A 16,832-nucleotide genomic window follows, 5' to 3' on the forward strand; every position below is an offset into this window, starting at 1 on the left:
GGCGGCAACAGCGCGGTGGTCCCACCTGACCCCATGCCGAACTCAGAAGTGAAACGCCGTAGCGCCGATGGTAGTGTGGGGCCTCCCCATGCGAGAGTAGGGAACTGCCAGGCATCAAATTTAGTGTGCTGATATGGCTCAGTTGGTAGAGCGCACCCTTGGTAAGGGTGAGGTCCCCAGTTCGACTCTGGGTATCAGCACCAGTTATGGCATGAGTTCGGTTTAAAAGAATTTGCCTGGCGGCAACAGCGCGGTGGTCCCACCTGACCCCATGCCGAACTCAGAAGTGAAACGCCGTAGCGCCGATGGTAGTGTGGGGTCTCCCCATGCGAGAGTAGGGAACTGCCAGGCATCAAACACGAAAGCCCTGAACATTTGTTCAGGGCTTTTTTGTTTTCCGCGGTGACCTTTATCTCAATAAAAACGCTCAATAAAATCCACAGGCATAAAAAAGCCCCTGCCATGCTGGCAAGGGCTGAATGATGCGGCGAATTGTGTTCGCTTAGTGGATAACCTGCGACAGAAACGCCCGGGTCCGCTCGGATTTCGGATTCGCAAAGAACTCTTCCGGCGGTGCCATCTCCACGATTTCATCGCGATCCATGAAGATCACCCGATCGGCAACCGTACGCGCAAAGCCCATCTCATGCGTCACACACAGCATCGTCATCCCGTCTTCTGCCAGACCGATCATGGTATCCAGCACCTCTTTAACCATCTCAGGATCGAGCGCGGAGGTGGGCTCATCGAATAACATAATCTTCGGCTTCATACACAGCGAACGGGCGATGGCCACGCGCTGCTGCTGTCCACCAGAGAGCTGCCCGGGAAACTTATGGGCATGTTCAGCAATGCGCACGCGCTGCAGATAGTGCATCGCCAGCTCTTCGGCCTCTTTCTTTGGCATCTTGCGTACCCACATCGGTGCCAGCGTGCAGTTCTGCAGAACGGTCAGATGCGGGAAAAGATTAAAGTGCTGAAATACCATGCCGACTTCAGTGCGCACGCGTTCAATATTGCGTACGTCATCATTCAGGTGAATGCCGTCTACGACAATCCGTCCCTGCTGATGCTCTTCCAGATGGTTGATGCAGCGAATGGTGGTGGATTTACCGGAACCCGAAGGACCACACAGCACGATACGCTCGCGCGGTTTCACCTGCAGGTTGATATCTTTCAGCACGTGGAATTGCCCGTACCATTTGTTCACGTTTTCGAGCGTAATCATCATGGCGTTAGCCACCGTTGTCATTGTTTGTGTCATGTAAAACCTCAGTGCGATTTACGCCCGGTGTGGAAGCGCTTCTCCAGATACTGGCTATAGCGCGACATGCTAAAACAGAAAATCCAGTAAACCAGTGCAGCGAAGACATAGCCTTCGGTCGACATACCCAGCCATGTAGGGTCGACGGTTGCCTGCTGCACGCTACTGAACAGATCGAACAGACCGATGATGATCACCAGGCTGGTATCTTTAAACAGCGCGATGATGGTGTTCACCAGACCGGGAATGGTCAGCTTGAGCGCCTGCGGTAAAATCACCAGCGCCTGGGTTTTCCAGTAGCCGAGCGCCAGCGACTCTGCCGCTTCGTACTGGCCTTTAGGCAGGGCCTGCAGCCCGCCACGTACCACTTCGGCGACATACGCCGACTGGAACAGGATCACGCCAACCAGCGCACGCACCAGTTTGTCTATCGTGGTACCTTCCGCCATAAACAGCGGCAGCATCACTGAAGACATGAACAGCACAGTAATCAGCGGTACGCCACGCCAGAACTCAATGAAAATCACCGACAGGGTGCGCACCACCGGCATTTTAGAGCGACGGCCCAGCGCCAGCAGAATGCCGAGCGGCAACGCCCCGGCAATGCCGACAGATGCGATAATCAGCGTCAGCGTCAGGCCGCCCCACTGGCGCGTTTCCACGCGGTCCAGCCCGAAATAGCCGCCATACAGCAGCAGCCAGACGACGACCGGATAGATCACCGCCCAGCAGGCGATATAGCGGCTGCGGCGCGGCATGGATTTGATAAACATCGGCACAATCGACAGCAGGCCAATCACCAGCGCCAGATTGATGCGCCAGCGCAGCTCATGCGGATAGAGCCCGTACATGAACTGGCCAAAGCGCGCGTGGATAAAGACCCAGCAGGCGCCCGCTTTCGTACAGTCCGCACGGGTTTCGCCAATCCAGTTAGCCTGGAAGATCAACCAGTTCAGCGCCGGCGGGATAACGCTCCAGATAATCCACAGGCTGAGTAACGTGAGCAGCGTATTCAGCCAGCTGGAGAACAGGTTTTTACGTGCCCAGAGCCAGGCTTTACCCAGTGGATTGCCCGACACCGGCGGCGTTTCGTGTGTGGTCACAGACATAATGGTTCCGTTCTCTTAACGCTCAACCAGCGCAATTTTGCGGTTATAGATGTTCATCAGCAGCGAAATGAGCAGACTGATAATCAGATAAACCGCCATGGTGATGGCAATGGTTTCAATTGCCTGGCCGGTCTGATTCAGTACGGTGCCGGCAAACAGCGACACCATATCCGGATAGCCGATCGCGGCGGCCAGCGAGGAGTTTTTTACGATGTTAAGGTACTGGCTGGTGAGCGGCGGGATAATCACGCGCATCGCCTGCGGAATGATCACCTGACGCAGCGTAACCGGGTTGGGCAGCCCGAGCGAACGTGCCGCTTCGCTCTGACCATGCGGTACTGACTGAATCCCGGCGCGAATCACCTCAGCAATAAAGGAAGAGGTGTAGATCGACAGTGCCAGCGTCAGCGCTGCCAGTTCCGGAATCATGGCAAAGCCACCGCGGAAGTTGAAACCGCGCAGCTCGGGCACATCCCAGTGCGTGGCGGCACCAAACAGCGTATGGGCGATCAGCGGCAGCAGCACAATTAAACCGGCCGCAGCGGGCCAGGTGCGGCGCAGCTGACCGGTTTTCAGCTGATGCTTGCGGTTGAAGCGGAACAGCGCGGCGCTGGCGGCGATGGCAATCGCCAGCGCGATCAGGAATGGCCAGGTGCCGGGTGCATACTCTGGCCACGGTATATACAGACCGCGGTTGCTGACAAAAGCCAGATCGAACGCGTTCAGCGCCTGACGCGGGCCCGGGAGATTGCGCAGCACGGCAAAATACCAGAAGAAGATTTGCAGCAGCGGCGGGATATTACGGAACGTCTCGATATAAATGGTCGACAGCTTGCGCAGCAGCCAGTTATCCGACAGGCGCGCCAGACCGATGGCGAAGCCGAGGATGGAGGCGAAGACAATACAGAGCGCGGAGACCAGCAGGGTGTTGGTTAACCCGACCATAAACACGCGCGCGTAGGTATCGCCTTCGCTGTAATCGATCAGATGCTGGACGATGCCGAAACCGGCGTTGCGCTCAAGAAAGCCAAAGCCGGAGGTGATACCGCGATTGGCAAGGTTGATCACCGTGTTGTGGATCAGATAACCCACCACAGCAAACACCGCCACAATCGCGACAATCTGGTAAAGCCAGGCGCGAACCGTAGGATTACCGAACGAAAAATCCCTTTTCACGGTTGGGCGTTGCGACATGTTAAAACCTCAGTGAAGAATACGCGTGGGCACCGCAGGATGCGGTGCCCGACTGGCAGGAGACAATTAACGCACTGGGGGAGCGTACTGGATGCCGCCCTGGTTCCAGAGCGCATTCTGGCCGCGTGCAATTTTCAGCGCGCTGTCTTTACCAACGTTACGATCGAACACTTCCTGATAGTTACCAACCTGCTTGATGATGTTGTACGCCCACTTGTTGTCGAGCTTCAGGTCTTTACCGAAATCACCCTCTGCGCCCAGCAGGTGTGCCATATCTGGCGTGGTTGGCTTCGCCGCCATCTCATCAACGTTCTTCGAGCTGATGCCCATCTCTTCCGCATTCAGCATGGCGAACAGCGACCATTTCACGATGGTGAACCAGTCATCATCACCGCGACGCACGACCGGGCCCAGCGGCTCTTTTGAAATCACTTCTGGCAGTACGATAAAGTCATCCGGCTTGCCCAGCTTGATGCGCAGCGCATACAGCTGTGACTGGTCAGAAGAGAGGGTATCGCAGCGGCCGCTATCCAGCGCTTTAGCGGACTCATCAGAGCGGTCGAAGGTGACCGGCGTGTACTGCATTTTGTTGGCTTTAAAGTAGTCGGCCACGTTCAGCTCGGTATCGGTACCGGCCTGGATACACACGGTGGCACCATCCAGCTCTTTGGCGCTTTTCAGACCGGCTTTCTTGTGGGTCAGGAAGCCGATGCCGTCATAATAGTTTACGCCGGCGAACAGGAAGCCCATGCCGCCATCACGTGATGAGGTCCAGGTGGTGTTACGCGACAGGATATCCACCTCGCCTGACTGCAGCGCAGTGAAGCGCTCTTTGGCGGTCAGCGGGGTGTATTTTACTTTGCTGGCATCGCCGAAGACCGCAGCAGCAGCAGCGCGACACACGTCAACATCGATACCGGTGAATTTGCCGCTGGCGTCAGCGTAGGAGAACCCGGGCAGACCATCGCTGATACCGCACTGTATAAACCCTTTCTTCTTAATGGCGTCCAGCGTGGTGCCTGCGTGCGCCTGCTGGGTCACGGCGAACAGCGAGGCGGCAGCAATCAGGGTGGAAAGCATCATCTTTTTCATAAAGCATCCTGTGTGGCGAGATCGTGTGTTGTTATGTTTGCGCGCACTTTACTGTGCGCTTATTTCTTTCTGTGGCGTTTAGCCATCCACGACACTGCAAAGCTGATGCCAGGTTTGCAGAATCCTGAATTCACTGGAAAGATCTTTTAATAAACGGACGTATCCGGAAAGTTGTCGCTACTATCGCGCACCAAAAGGCAGCATGACGAGTCGCCACGATCACAAATAGTGCAAAAAGTTTCACTATATGGAAGCAGTGTGAGCTAACGCTCATGAACAGGTGTACGGCAAAGTGGAATTACCGCTGAAGCGGTTCAGGATCACAAACAAAGCGGGCTGAGGGGCGATCAGAAGGATCTTTTCTGCGCAAAAACAGGGCAGGGCAGCGGCCCTGAGAGAGATGAGCTATCACGCCGGCGATTGCAACTATCGTTACCATTTTGACGATAATCGTTTCACGCGGTGTTAACGCACAAACAGCAGCAACAAAAACGCCAGCCCAAAGGCTGGCGTTATCGCAGCAAGGAACCAGAACGCTTAGTTCATGCCGTATTTTTTCAGCTTCTTACGCAGCGTACCGCGGTTGATGCCCATCATCAGGGCAGCGCGGGTCTGGTTGCCACGGGTATACTGCATCACCATGTCCAACAGAGGCTGCTCGACTTCAGCCAGTACCAGCTCATACAGGTCACTTACATCCTGACCGTTCAGTTGAGCAAAATAGTTCTTCAGTGCCTGTTTAACCGAATCACGCAGAGGCTTTTGCGTCACCTGATCCTGTGAGTTAACGGTAGAAACGGTCAGTACGTCAGAATTTACGCGTTGTTCGAACATAGTTCTTTCAGCTCTTTATTTCGTTTACGCAAGATTTTCGAAGTATGCCTCCAACGCCTCCAGCTGTTCGCTGGCATCCTCTATGGCGTTGAATGTGCGCCGAAACTGGTCGTCAGGGGCACTTTCCTGCAAATACCAGGAAACGTGTTTTCGGGCAATACGGTATCCCTTGCGCTGACCGTAAAAGTCGTGCAGCTCCCGTATGTGTCCAATCAGCATATGCTTCACTTCAGCCAGCGGCTTCGGTGCCAGCAGCTCCCCTGTGTCCAGATAATGCTGGATTTCCCGGAAGATCCACGGTCTTCCCTGAGCAGCGCGTCCCACCATCAGAGCATCGGCTCCGGTGTAGTCGAGCACTGCCCTGGCTTTGTGCGGGTCAGTAATGTCACCATTCGCGATAATCGGAATAGCGACGCTCTGCTTAACTGTCCGAATGCTGTCGTATTCAGCTTGCCCTTCAAACAAACAGGCGCGCGTGCGGCCATGAATGGTCAGGGCCTGAATACCACAGCGTTCAGCCAATTGGGCAATCTCTACACAATTACGATTTTCTTTGTCCCAGCCGGTGCGAATCTTCAGCGTAACCGGTACATCGACTGCGTTCACCACCGCACGGAGGATTGATTCCACCAGTTGCGGATGCTGCAGCAGCGCTGAACCTGCCATCTTACGATTCACTTTTTTAGCCGGGCAGCCCATGTTGATGTCGATAACCTGTGCACCGGACGCAACATTAATGCGCGCGGCGGCGGCCATCTCATCGGGATCGCAACCTGCAATTTGCACGGCGCGAATACCGGGCTCGTCACTATGCACCATACGCAAACGCGATTTGTCACTGGCCCAGACTTCCGGGTTCGATGACAGCATCTCGGAGACAGTCATACCGGCGCCGTTGTCATAACACAGGGTGCGAAATGGCTTGTCGGATACTCCGGCCATAGGCGCAGCGATGAGTCGATTACGTAGCTGGTGATGTCCAATGCGCATGAAAAAGAAGTGACCCTAACTGTTCGCAAGGCGGCGTATATTACGCATTTTTTCCGGAAGATGAAAGGCCAAACTTTGAACAATTCGCCGTTTAAGATCAGGGAAATGGGGCTTAGCAGCGGGGTATTCATCATTACTTGTTTAAATTCAGTGCATTACAAAAATACGCTGAAATTGTGAGCAAAAGTTTTTCCAAAAATATGCGCTGAATCACAACATAAAAACCGCCACTTCCGCGAATCGGCAAGAGAAATGGCGGTGATTTGATTGAAAAGTGAACGCTTTATTTACGTTTGGTGAGTATTTCGTTACTCAACCACCAGCCGGCCATTGAGCGGCTGCACCGGGCGGCTGTTACCGTGTTCACCCAGCACCGCGCTGAAGGCCTGCAGCTGCTGTGCGGAAGCCGTTACCGGTTGCTTCATCACCAGCCAGCGCACGCCTTCACTGCACGGTGGCGTGGTGAGTGAACCGCTGAAGCGGTAGTAACGGCGATCGGCGGGCAGCAGTGGCGTAATATCGACATCCTGCTGCAGCGTAGCTGGCTGATTGACCTGCGCCGGCAGCGTATCCAGCAGCGTCGTCAGTACCGGATTTGCCGCACCGGCTTCGAACATCACCCCGATCACCGCCAGCTGCTGCTGCTCGTCACTGAATACAAAGTGGCCCTCAAGCGGATAGCGTTTGCCGTCGATCAGGTTTTCGCTCGGGGTATGGAAGTGGAACTGCTTCAGTGTGAAGGTCTCGCCGTCCAGCGTCAGCGTATCACCCTGCTGCAGGTTGATCTGCACGGTATGGCCGTTGTTAACAATGGCGGCCTGGCGCGCCTGCAGTTCCAGCGTCAGCGCCGGCAGACTGGCATGCAGCGCCTGGCGAATATCAATCGGCGACTGATTCACGCCCTGCTTGCAGACGTGAAAATCAGGGGACAGGTCGCCCCACTGCTGTGGCTGAGCATAATCCCAGGCGGCAGCCTGAACGTGAGCAAAAGGCGCTGCTGCCAGCAGCAGAGCGATCAGTGTGTGTTTGCTTTTCATCATCATTTATTCACTAAGCGATATATCAATGTTATGTGCCGCGCACGGCACGGTTAACAGGGATAGCGCTATCGCCTGGTGCAGCAGTCTACTGATTTCAATGTAAAGAAACGGCAGGAAAACGGGGCTGGCGGGGATTTGAGACAGGTCTCAGGCGGGCGAAATCGGGCCAGCAGTTGCTGGCCCATGCGTCGGTTAGCGGCGCACGCCAGTGATGCGACACCACTCTTCTTTTTCCGCCACGGCGTCCAGCGCAAAGCGCTCCGCATAGGCTTCACACACGCTTTCCGCCTGGCTGGCCAGCACGCCGGACAGACCGAGATGGCCGCCGGCTTTCGGCAGCACGCCAATCAGCGGCGCCAGTTCGCGCAGCGGACCGGCGAGGATATTGGCGACCACCACATCCGCCTGCAGGTTTTCCGGCTGCTGGTGCGGCAGATACAGCGACAGGCGGTCGGCCACGCCGTTGCGCTCCGCGTTATCGCGGCTGGCCTGGATCGCCTGCGGATCGATATCAATGCCGATCGCCTGAGCTGCACCGAGTTTCAGCGCGGCGATAGCCAGAATGCCGGAGCCACAGCCAAAATCGATCACCGTTTTGCCCTGCAGATCGAGACCATCCAGCCAGCTCAGGCACAGCGACGTGGTGGGATGGGTGCCGGTACCAAAGGCCAGACCGGGATCAAGCATCACGTTGACTGCATCCGGATCCGGCACGTCGCGCCAGCTGGGGCAGATCCACAGGCGTTCACCGAAGCGCATCGGATGGAAGTTATCCATCCATTCGCGCTCCCAGTCTTTATCCTCGATCTGTTCGATCTTATGGCGGAAACCCGATCCCAGCAGCGGATGCTGGCTCAGTTCAGCCACTACGTCGTCCATGGCGGTTTCCGCGTCGAACAGGCCAGTCACATCGGTATCGCCCCACAGGCGGGTTTCACCGGGCAGCGGCTCATACACCGGGTTGTCGTGCGTGTCCTGAAAGGTGACTGACACCGCACCGGCATCCATCAGCGCGTCGCTGAGGGTTTCGGCGTGCTCGCCGGTGCTGTTAATTTTGATTTGAATCCATGGCATAGCGTTTCTCTTTTATTCCAGGGCAGCATCGCGAGTGTCAGGCGCGCTGCCGAACAGATTACCCACCAGGAAGGCCAGCAGGCTTAATGTCAACGATGGCACGATAGGGTGAAAGCCCCACAGTTCGATTTTCAGGCTGGCAAGCAGCGTATAGCATCCGGCTCCCACCACCATGCCACTGATGGCGCCCGCCGCATTGGCGCGCTCCCAGTACAGTCCCAGCACCAGCGGCCACAGAAAGACCGCTTCAAGGCCACCGAACGCCAGCAGGTTGAGCCAGATAATCATATCTGGCGGATTCCAGGCCGCCAGCAGCAGCAGCAGGCCGAGCACAAAGGTGATGGTGCCGGAGAGCAGCCGCAGACGCGCCTCGTTCTCGCTGTGCTGCGGCGCGATACGCAGATAAAGATCTTTGATCAGCGTAGCGGACGATTGCAGCAGCTGCGCGTTAATCGTCGACATGATCGCCGCCATTGGCGCCGCGAGGAACACGCCAGCCGCCATCGGTGGCAGCACGGTGATCATCAGTGTCGGGATCACGCGATCCGGAATCGCCAGATCCGGCAGTACCGCGCGACCGAGTGCGCCGGCCAGATGCATACCGAGCATCAGTATCACCACCACGATGGTGCCGAGGATGATACCGCGATGCATCGCTTTGCTGTCTTTGTAGGAGATGCAGCGCACGGCGGTATGCGGCAGCCCAATCACGCCAAAGCACACCAGTACGGCAAACGAACTGAGGAAGGTTGGATTGATGACGTTGCCGACGCCTTCCGGTGACACCAGCTGCGGATCGATGCTACGCAGTTTGGTGACCGCCGTTGCCAGACCGCCCGCCTGGTGGATGACGGCAAACAGCAGCAGGAAGGTGCCAATCAGCATCACCAGCCCTTGCATGGCATCGTTAAGCACGCTGGCGCGAAAGCCGCCGAACGCGGTATACAGCGCGATGGTGCCGCCAAAAATCAGCAGCCCGGTGTCATAAGGAATACCGGCTGCCGTCTCCAGCAGGCGCGCGCCGCCGATGAACTGTACCGTCATGGCACCAATAAACGCCACCAGCAGGCTGATACTGGCCAGCCAGATAAGCAGCGGGCTGCGGTAGCGGCCATACAGCATGTCATTGAGCGTCACCGCGTTGTAGCGTCGTGCCAGAATCGCGAATTTTTTGCCCAGCACGCCGAGCGACAGCCAGACCGCCGGCACCTGGATCATCGCCAGCAGTACCCAGCCCAGCCCGTATTTATACGCCGCGCCTGGCCCGCCAATAAATGAGCTGGCGCTGATGTAAGTGGTGGTGATGGTCATCGCCAGCACAAAACCGCCCATCGAGCGACTGCCGAGGAAATACTCACTCAGGAAGTTGCCGTGGCGCTGTTTGCGCATGGCAAACACCGACAGCCCGGCAATCAGCACCAGATAGGCCAGCAGTGGCAGAATGATTTCAGTTTCCATCGTGGTCCTCCAGAGACATATCGCGGAACACCACGCGCACCATCAGCCAGCACAGGCCAATGAACAGCACGGGCGCGAACACGCAGGAGAACTCAAACCAGCGCGGTAAACCGGTGAAACCGCTTTGTGTGCCGCCGAGCCATGCGGACACGCCCCAGACGGCGAGGTACGCCAGCGTCAGGTACAGCGACCAGCGCGCCTCTTTGTTAGCTTGCAAAAAACGCCCATCCATCATGCAACCTCAAAGGCAACAAAAATGAAAAAGGCCGGTTTAACCGGCCTCTGCATTGCTCTGCGCTGCGCTTACTTCTCGTGCAGGCCGAGTTTTTTCTCCAGATAGTGGATGTTAGTACCACCCTGCTGGAAGTTTTCGTCGGTCATGATGCGCATCTGCAGCTCGACGTTAGTCTTGATGCCATCGATGATCAGTTCCGCCAGCGCATTTTTCATGCGCGCGATAGCCACGTCACGGTTTTCGCCGTAGGTGATCAGCTTACCAATCATTGAGTCGTAGTACGGCGGCACGCTGTAGCCGGCATAGATGTGCGATTCCCAGCGCACGCCAAAACCGCCTGGCGCGTGGAAACGGGTGATCTTGCCCGGGCTCGGCAGGAAGGTGTTCGGGTCTTCGGCGTTGATACGGCACTCGACCGCATGACCGCGCACCACCACATCTTCCTGTTTGATTGACAGCGGCTGACCGGCAGCAATACGCAGCTGCTCTTTGATCAGGTCGACGCCGGTGATCATCTCGGTGACCGGATGTTCCACCTGAATACGGGTGTTCATCTCGATGAAGTAGAACTCACCGTTTTCATACAGGAACTCGAACGTACCGGCCCCGCGATAGCCGATCTCCACGCAGGCGTTAGAGCAGCGCTCGCCGATGTAGCGACGCAGTTCCGGCGTGATGCCGGGTGCTGGTGCTTCTTCGACCACTTTCTGGTGGCGGCGCTGCATGGAGCAGTCACGTTCGGCCAGATAGATGGCGTTGCCCTGACCGTCGGCCAGAACCTGAATCTCGATGTGGCGTGGATTCTCGAGGAATTTCTCCATGTACACCATGTCGTTGTTGAAAGCCGCTTTGGCTTCCGCTTTCGTCATGTTGATGGACTGCTCAAGATCCTTGTCGCTGCGCACAACGCGCATACCGCGACCGCCGCCGCCGCCAGAGGCTTTGATGATGACCGGATAGCCGATGCGCTTAGCGATGGCACGGTTTTTCTCCATGTCGTCGGTCAGCGAACCGTCAGAGCCTGGTACGGTCGGTACGCCGGCTTTTTTCATCGCGTTGATCGCTGACACTTTGTCGCCCATCAGGCGAATGGTGTCGGCTTTCGGACCGATGAAGATAAAGCCAGAGCGCTCAACCTGCTCGGCGAAATCGGCGTTCTCAGAAAGGAAGCCGTAGCCCGGGTGGATCGCAACCGCGCCGGTGATTTCGGCGGCGGAGATCAGCGCCGGGATATTAAGATAACTTTTGACCGACTGCGCCGGGCCGATGCAGACGGTTTCGTCCGCCAGCAGCACGTGCTTCAGATCGCGGTCTGCCGTGGAGTGTACCGCCACAGTCTTGATGCCCAGTTCTTTACAGGCACGCAGAATGCGCAGCGCAATCTCACCACGGTTAGCAATGACAATTTTATCCAGCATGCTTCGCCTCGTTATTCGATGACGACCAGCGGCTCGTCGAATTCTACCGGCTGGCCGCTTTCCACCAGGATCGCCTTCACAACGCCGGATTTATCGGCTTCGATCTGGTTCATCATTTTCATCGCTTCAACGATGCACAGGGTGTCGCCAGCGTTCACTTTCTGACCCACTTCCACAAACGCTTTGGCGTCCGGGCTTGGGGTGCGATAGAAGGTACCGACCATCGGCGAACGCACGATGTGGCCGCTGACTTCAGGTTTAGCCGCTTCTGCAGCGACAGGCGCAGCAGCAGGTGCAACCGCAGCAGCCAGCGCAGGCTGTGGAGCCGGAACAGCATAAGCCTGCTGCATCATAGGGTAACCGACATTGGCAGGTGAACGGCTGATGCGAACCGACTCTTCGCCTTCAGAGATTTCCAGCTCAGCGATGCCGGACTCTTCAACCAGTTCGATCAGTTTCTTAATTTTACGAATATCCATGAGTGTGGTTCCGTACTCTGTTTAATTGGAATGTGACAGGCGTTTTACGGCCGTTTGTAAAGCCCACGAGTAGCCGTCGGCGCCCAGTCCGCAAATGACGCCGGCAGATACATCGGAAAGATAGGAGTGATGTCGGAACGGTTCGCGTGCATGCACATTTGAGAGATGCACCTCAATAAAAGGAATGCTAACCGCCAACAGCGCATCGCGCAGGGCAACGCTGGTGTGCGTAAACGCAGCCGGGTTGATGATGATGTAATCGACGTTGCCGCGGGCTTCGTGAATACGATCAATCAGCTGGTATTCCGCATTCGATTGCAAATGACTCAATTTCACATGGTGCTGGTCGGCCTGTTGCGTCAGATCGCTGACAATCTGCGCCAGCGTCGTGTGACCATACTTGTCAGGCTCGCGCGTTCCCAACAGGTTCAGGTTGGGTCCGTTTAACAGCAGTATGTGAAATTTATGCGCCATCTTGCGGCTATCTCCTGCAATCAGTGAGGCATCGCGTAAAATACCGCGACATCCTTCATTTGTCACTCTTCAGAGTGAAAAAGAAGACTTCGCTTGCAATAAAGCCGGGCATTATATCCGTTTCGAGGCAATTCGCAGCAAAATACTGGTCTTATCTGCGAAGTTGATCCGGCGAGGCCCGAAGGCCACACCTTTTAACAGATCTCGCAGCAGGAAAACAACCTTGCGGGGATTATCGGTGCAGAAGTTTACGCAACTTATTGTAACGCCAGCCTAACAGCGCCAGCGCCAGTAGTGCATAAATCCACGGCTGCGGTGACAGCACTTTCACAGACCAAAGATAGTGGACAGGCGCGAGGATCGCGACCAGATAGATGCCGTTGTGCAGCGTTTGCCAGCGGCGTCCCAGTTTGCGCTGGGCGCGCTGAAAAGAGGTGACGGCGAGAGCAAACAGAATAATCCAGCTGATCATGCCCAGTAACAAATAGGGGCGCGAAACAATCTCACTGCCGAGTAATCGCAGATGATCGTAACCCAGTTCCAGCAGATAGTAGCTGGTGAGATGCAGACAGGCCCAGGCAAAGCACCACAGGCCGAGCAGCCGGCGGGTACGAATCAGCAGCGGCTGCTTCAGATAACGCGTCAGCGGGCTCACCAGCAGCGTCGCCAGCAGCAGCTTCAGCGCCATGCGGCCGGTAAAATGCTGGATATCTTTCGCCGGATCGGCGCTCAGCCAGCCCTGATTTGCCGCCAGAAACAGGTACACCAGCGGCAGAAACGCCGCCAGATGCAGCACCACTTTCAGCAGCGTAACGTGGCGTAATGTCAGGCGCACTCAGTAGTTCTCCCGTAAATCGAGACCGCGATACAGCGAGGCCACCTCTTTAGCATAACCGTTGAACAGCAGCGTCGGCTGGCGTTCCACCTTGAGAATGCCGCCCGCACCGATAAAGCGCTCAGTCGCCTGCGACCAGCGCGGGTGGTTGACGTGCGGATTCACGTTAGCGTAGAAGCCATACTCGTTAGCGGCGATCTGGCTCCAGGTGGTGGGCGGACGATCGTGCGTCAGGGTAATTTTGACGATCGACTTAATCCCTTTGAAGCCATATTTCCACGGCACCGTCAGGCGAATCGGCGCGCCGTTTTGCGGCGGCAGCGCTTTGCCGTAAACGCCGGTGCTGAGCAGCGTCAGCGGATGCATCGCTTCGTCCAGCCGCAAGCCTTCAACATAGGGATAATCCAGCCCGCCGCCGATAAAGCGGTCCTTTTGTCCCGGCATCTGATCGGGCGCGTATAGCGTCTGGAAGGCGACATAGCGGGCATTGCTGGTGGGTTCAGCCAGCTTCAGCAGCTTGTTGAGTTCAAAGCCTACCCAGGGAATCACCATCGACCAGGCTTCAACGCAGCGCATGCGATAGATACGCTGCTCCATGGCGAAGCGTTTGAAGATGTCGTCCATATCCAGCGTCATCGGCTTCGCCACTTCGCCCTCAATGCGCAATTGCCACGGGTCGGTTTTCAGCGTGCCGGCATTGGCGGCGGGATCGGCTTTGTCGAGACCAAATTCGTAGAAGTTGTTGTAGCCAGCGACTTTATCAAACGGCGTCAGCGGCAGGTCCGCCTGCCACTGGGCCGGTTTACTGAACTGCAGATCGCGTCCGGCAGGCGCCGGCGGCCTGTCATTGCCCTTAAACCAGCTCAGCACATCGGCCTTTGCGCCGCCGGGCAGACTGGCCGCGGCAGCGCCTAGCCCCAGCGCTTTCAGCACCTGGCGGCGGCGCAGATTAAAAATGCTTTCCGGCGTAACATCGGCTTCGGTAAGGATGTGCGTGCGCTTCATGGCGTTCTCCGGCAAATCGATTAACTGCAGCTAGCATGATCAAACGCTGCCCGGCGCGCCACTTTCGCTGGCAAAATGTGAAATTTCCTGGCCGGTGCGTTCTGTTGAGAATAGGACGAAAAAGCCGCCCCGGAAGCCAGCGCTTCACACTTTGACGTTATACTCGCGCCGCAGGGTGGCGAAACCCGGCGCCGGGCGGGCGCTGATTTGGATCGGTAATTGTGATAATTTGCTCAGGTTTGCACCAGCGCGGCTGGCGCGAACCGTGGGCTGGCGTTCATAAACCGCAGTGATACAGGCACAGGGATGCGATTAACAACCAAGTTTTCTGCGTTTATTACCTTATTAAGCTTACTGGCGATGTTACTGATGCTGGTAGGCTGCGCTTTTAGTTTTATCTGGCTGTCGCAGCAGCGCGTAGAGAACCGCGTGGAGACGCTGGCGACGGAAGTCGATAAAGCGCTGGCCAGCCAGTCACCGCAGGAACTGACGCAGTGGCTGACGCGCCTGATGCCCGTCATCAATGCCGAACAGCTGGAACTGCATCACGATGATACCGTGCTGTTCCGCCTCGCGCGCCATGAAAATCCGATGCTGGAAGACGAGCCCAACCGTTTCATTCAACTGGATGTGCCGCTGGTGCACGCGCCGGGCATGGCGCTGCGCGTGGTGGTGCTCGATCCCGCCAAAACCTGGTTCCGCTCGTTCACCGGTGCCTACACGCTGATTATCCTGCTGACGGTGGTGGCGATCATGTCGGCGCTGCTGGTGATGACGCACCGCTGGCTTAACCGCCGCTGGCAGCATATGGAGCGGCTGGAGGCGCGCGCGGAGCGCATTCTGGCTGGCGAGCGCGCGCCGCGCAGCGATACCATCGCCGAATGGCCGCCGAAAGCCAGCCGCGCTATCGATCTGCTGCTGGGGGATTTACAGGAAGCCGGCGAGCAGCGTCTGCGTATCGACACCTTAATCCGCACCTTTGCCGCGCAGGATTCGCGTACCGGCCTGAATAATCGCCTGTTTTTCGATAACCAGCTGGCCACGTTGCTGGAAGACCAGGAAGACGTTGGCACGCACGGTGTGGTGATGATGGTGCGGCTGCCGGACCTCGACACCCTGCATGAAACCCTCGGGCCGACGCTGGTCGATGAATACCTGTTCGACCTGGTGAATATGCTCTCCACCTTCGTGCTGCGCTATCCGGGTGCGCTGCTGGCGCGCTATTTCCGCAGCGACTTTGCCGTACTGCTGCCGCACCGCACTTTGAAAGAGGCCAACAGCATTGCCGACCAGCTAATCAACGCGGTGGATTCGCTGCCGCCGATGCGCATGGTGGATCGCGATGATCTGATCCACATTGGCATCAGCGCCTGGCGCAGTGGCGAGTCGGTGTCGCAGGTGATGGAGAATGTCGAACTGGCCACGCGCCGGGCGGCGCTGCAGGGCGGCAACAACTGGTCGGTGGGCGAGGGCAATACGCTGGAGATGGGGCGCGGCAGCGTGCGCTGGCGCACCCTGCTGGAAAACACCGTGAACCGCGGCGGCCCGCGTCTGTACCAGAAACCGGCGGTGCTGCTGGACGGCAAAGTGCATCACCGTGAAATGCTGGCGCGCGTGTTCGACGGCGATAAAGAGGTAGTGTCGGCAGAGTTCATGCCGCTGGTGCTGCAGCTCGGCATGGCCGACAGCTGGGATCGCCAGCTGGTCATGCGTATTGCGGCGCTGTCGGAGGTCTGGCCGGATGAAACGCTGGCGCTGCCGGTGAATATCGATTCGCTGCTGCAACGGCCGTTCCAGCGCTGGCTGCAAAAATTGCTGCTGCAGTGCAGTAAATCGCAAAGAAAACGATTTTTATTTGAACTTGCTGAGGCGGATGTTTGTCAACACATCAATCGTTTAGTGCCGGTTTTCCGTATGCTGACCGCATTTGGCTGTCGGATTGCGGTAGATCAGGCCGGATTAACGGTGGTGAGTAGCGCTTACATCAAGCAGTTCCCGATTGAGCTGATCAAGCTCGACCCGGGTCTGATTCGCAACATTGAGCGCCGTACAGAAAATCAGCTGTTCGTGCAAAGTTTGCTGGAAGTGTGTAAATCCACGCCCACCAAAGTCTTTGCCGCCGGTGTACGCACGCGCGCGGAGTGGCAAACGCTGGCCGGGCTGGGCGTCGCGGGCGGCCAGGGCGACTTTTTTGCTCCTTCGCTGCCGGTGAACAGTAACGTGAAGAAACACTCGCAACGTTACCGGATTTAGCGCGTCAGCCACAGATACGGCAGCAGGCGGCTATTTTTCGCCTTTATGCCGTGCGCAGCCGGCGCGATCGGCGGCGGG

At 57.1% G+C, this 16,832-nt stretch carries 16 protein-coding genes, 1 tRNA gene and 2 rRNA genes; 4 read left to right on the forward strand and 15 right to left on the reverse strand.

From position 1 onward, the window contains the following. The 3 genes from rrf (CBW22_RS03990) to rrf (CBW22_RS04000) all read left to right on the forward strand — a co-directional run. Nucleotides 1–113: ribosomal RNA gene (gene rrf / locus CBW22_RS03990) — 5S ribosomal RNA — on the forward strand; the annotation flags it as partial. Nucleotides 114–127: 14 nt separating this feature from the next. Then, a tRNA-Thr gene (locus CBW22_RS03995) sits at nt 128–203 on the forward strand. A 32-nt stretch (nt 204–235) separates the two neighbouring features. Beyond that, a 5S ribosomal RNA gene (gene rrf, locus CBW22_RS04000) occupies nt 236–351 on the forward strand. Nucleotides 352–502: 151 nt separating this feature from the next. On the opposite strand, the gene CBW22_RS04005 is transcribed toward rrf (CBW22_RS04000), so the two are convergent. The 15 genes from CBW22_RS04005 to msrP form a co-directional block, all read right to left on the reverse strand. Further along, nucleotides 503–1,264 carry an amino acid ABC transporter ATP-binding protein gene (locus CBW22_RS04005; protein WP_088516092.1) on the reverse strand — a complete coding sequence of 254 codons (762 nt, stop codon included), beginning with the start codon at nt 1,262–1,264 and terminating at the stop codon, nt 503–505. An 8-nt stretch (nt 1,265–1,272) separates the two neighbouring features. After that, nucleotides 1,273–2,373: an amino acid ABC transporter permease gene (locus tag CBW22_RS04010; protein ID WP_088516093.1), complete on the reverse strand. Its 1,101-nt coding sequence runs from the start codon at nt 2,371–2,373 to the stop codon at nt 1,273–1,275. Nucleotides 2,374–2,388: 15 nt separating this feature from the next. Beyond that, complete coding sequence (locus tag CBW22_RS04015) at nt 2,389–3,567, reverse strand: amino acid ABC transporter permease (RefSeq protein WP_088516094.1); 1,179 nt, start codon at nt 3,565–3,567, stop codon at nt 2,389–2,391. 66 nt (nt 3,568–3,633) lie between these two features. Further along, nucleotides 3,634–4,659, reverse strand: a complete 1,026-nt coding sequence (locus CBW22_RS04020) for an amino acid ABC transporter substrate-binding protein (RefSeq protein WP_058759887.1) — start codon at nt 4,657–4,659, stop codon at nt 3,634–3,636. Nucleotides 4,660–5,196: 537 nt separating this feature from the next. Then, nucleotides 5,197–5,493 carry a DNA-binding transcriptional regulator Fis gene (fis, locus tag CBW22_RS04025; protein ID WP_003855228.1) on the reverse strand — a complete coding sequence of 99 codons (297 nt, stop codon included), beginning with the start codon at nt 5,491–5,493 and terminating at the stop codon, nt 5,197–5,199. A 24-nt stretch (nt 5,494–5,517) separates the two neighbouring features. Beyond that, nucleotides 5,518–6,483, reverse strand: coding sequence for a tRNA dihydrouridine synthase DusB (dusB, locus tag CBW22_RS04030; protein WP_040679767.1), 966 nt, complete (start codon nt 6,481–6,483; stop codon nt 5,518–5,520). Nucleotides 6,484–6,791: 308 nt separating this feature from the next. Beyond that, the gene (locus CBW22_RS04035; protein ID WP_031279827.1) at nt 6,792–7,520 is read right to left on the reverse strand and encodes a carbonic anhydrase; all 729 of its coding nucleotides are present in this window, start codon (nt 7,518–7,520) and stop codon (nt 6,792–6,794) included. Between the two features lie 195 nt (nt 7,521–7,715). Continuing rightward, entirely contained in the window at nt 7,716–8,597 is an 882-nt protein-coding gene (gene prmA / locus CBW22_RS04040; protein ID WP_021508161.1) for a 50S ribosomal protein L11 methyltransferase, read from the reverse strand. Nucleotides 8,598–8,609: 12 nt separating this feature from the next. Beyond that, nucleotides 8,610–10,055: a sodium/pantothenate symporter gene (gene panF / locus CBW22_RS04045; protein WP_088516095.1), complete on the reverse strand. Its 1,446-nt coding sequence runs from the start codon at nt 10,053–10,055 to the stop codon at nt 8,610–8,612. Further along, nucleotides 10,045–10,287, reverse strand: a complete 243-nt coding sequence (locus tag CBW22_RS04050) for a YhdT family protein (protein WP_021508159.1) — start codon at nt 10,285–10,287, stop codon at nt 10,045–10,047. The genes panF and CBW22_RS04050 overlap by 11 nt, the downstream gene beginning before the upstream one ends. Nucleotides 10,288–10,358: 71 nt before the next feature. Continuing rightward, a complete protein-coding gene (gene accC / locus CBW22_RS04055; protein WP_088516096.1) occupies nt 10,359–11,708 on the reverse strand; it encodes an acetyl-CoA carboxylase biotin carboxylase subunit in 1,350 nt (449 codons plus the stop codon). Nucleotides 11,709–11,719: 11 nt separating this feature from the next. Beyond that, a complete protein-coding gene (accB, locus tag CBW22_RS04060) occupies nt 11,720–12,187 on the reverse strand; it encodes an acetyl-CoA carboxylase biotin carboxyl carrier protein (RefSeq protein WP_058759883.1) in 468 nt (155 codons plus the stop codon). A gap of 21 nt (nt 12,188–12,208) precedes the next feature. Beyond that, nucleotides 12,209–12,661, reverse strand: a complete 453-nt coding sequence (gene aroQ / locus CBW22_RS04065; protein ID WP_021508156.1) for a type II 3-dehydroquinate dehydratase — start codon at nt 12,659–12,661, stop codon at nt 12,209–12,211. 232 nt (nt 12,662–12,893) lie between these two features. Continuing rightward, nucleotides 12,894–13,496, reverse strand: coding sequence for a protein-methionine-sulfoxide reductase heme-binding subunit MsrQ (msrQ, locus tag CBW22_RS04070; RefSeq protein WP_088516097.1), 603 nt, complete (start codon nt 13,494–13,496; stop codon nt 12,894–12,896). Beyond that, nucleotides 13,497–14,501 carry a protein-methionine-sulfoxide reductase catalytic subunit MsrP gene (msrP, locus tag CBW22_RS04075; RefSeq protein ID WP_088516098.1) on the reverse strand — a complete coding sequence of 335 codons (1,005 nt, stop codon included), beginning with the start codon at nt 14,499–14,501 and terminating at the stop codon, nt 13,497–13,499. 306 nt (nt 14,502–14,807) lie between these two features. On the opposite strand from msrP, the gene csrD reads away from it, so the two are divergent. After that, nucleotides 14,808–16,754, forward strand: coding sequence for an RNase E specificity factor CsrD (gene csrD / locus CBW22_RS04080; protein WP_088516099.1), 1,947 nt, complete (start codon nt 14,808–14,810; stop codon nt 16,752–16,754). Nucleotides 16,755–16,832 lie beyond the last annotated feature (78 nt).

The sequence above is a fragment of the Pantoea sp. VS1 genome, from assembly GCF_002207995.1.
Taxonomy (GTDB): Bacteria; Pseudomonadota; Gammaproteobacteria; order Enterobacterales; family Enterobacteriaceae; genus Pantoea; species Pantoea dispersa.

What these genes read in the sequence shown, in the direction of transcription:
- fis (WP_003855228.1), bottom strand. Translation starts at nt 5,493, where the DNA reads ATGTTCGAACAACGCGTAAATTCTGACGTACTGACCGTTTCTACCGTT.
- CBW22_RS04005 (WP_088516092.1), bottom strand. Translation starts at nt 1,264, where the DNA reads ATGACACAAACAATGACAACGGTGGCTAACGCCATGATGATTACGCTC.
- CBW22_RS04010 (WP_088516093.1), bottom strand. Translation starts at nt 2,373, where the DNA reads ATGTCTGTGACCACACACGAAACGCCGCCGGTGTCGGGCAATCCACTG.
- CBW22_RS04020 (WP_058759887.1), bottom strand. Translation starts at nt 4,659, where the DNA reads ATGAAAAAGATGATGCTTTCCACCCTGATTGCTGCCGCCTCGCTGTTC.
- msrP (WP_088516098.1), bottom strand. Translation starts at nt 14,501, where the DNA reads ATGAAGCGCACGCACATCCTTACCGAAGCCGATGTTACGCCGGAAAGC.
- prmA (WP_021508161.1), bottom strand. Translation starts at nt 8,597, where the DNA reads ATGCCATGGATTCAAATCAAAATTAACAGCACCGGCGAGCACGCCGAA.
- panF (WP_088516095.1), bottom strand. Translation starts at nt 10,055, where the DNA reads ATGGAAACTGAAATCATTCTGCCACTGCTGGCCTATCTGGTGCTGATT.
- CBW22_RS04035 (WP_031279827.1), bottom strand. Translation starts at nt 7,520, where the DNA reads ATGAAAAGCAAACACACACTGATCGCTCTGCTGCTGGCAGCAGCGCCT.
- csrD (WP_088516099.1), top strand. Translation starts at nt 14,808, where the DNA reads ATGCGATTAACAACCAAGTTTTCTGCGTTTATTACCTTATTAAGCTTA.
- aroQ (WP_021508156.1), bottom strand. Translation starts at nt 12,661, where the DNA reads ATGGCGCATAAATTTCACATACTGCTGTTAAACGGACCCAACCTGAAC.
- accB (WP_058759883.1), bottom strand. Translation starts at nt 12,187, where the DNA reads ATGGATATTCGTAAAATTAAGAAACTGATCGAACTGGTTGAAGAGTCC.
- accC (WP_088516096.1), bottom strand. Translation starts at nt 11,708, where the DNA reads ATGCTGGATAAAATTGTCATTGCTAACCGTGGTGAGATTGCGCTGCGC.
- dusB (WP_040679767.1), bottom strand. Translation starts at nt 6,483, where the DNA reads ATGCGCATTGGACATCACCAGCTACGTAATCGACTCATCGCTGCGCCT.
- CBW22_RS04015 (WP_088516094.1), bottom strand. Translation starts at nt 3,567, where the DNA reads ATGTCGCAACGCCCAACCGTGAAAAGGGATTTTTCGTTCGGTAATCCT.
- CBW22_RS04050 (WP_021508159.1), bottom strand. Translation starts at nt 10,287, where the DNA reads ATGGATGGGCGTTTTTTGCAAGCTAACAAAGAGGCGCGCTGGTCGCTG.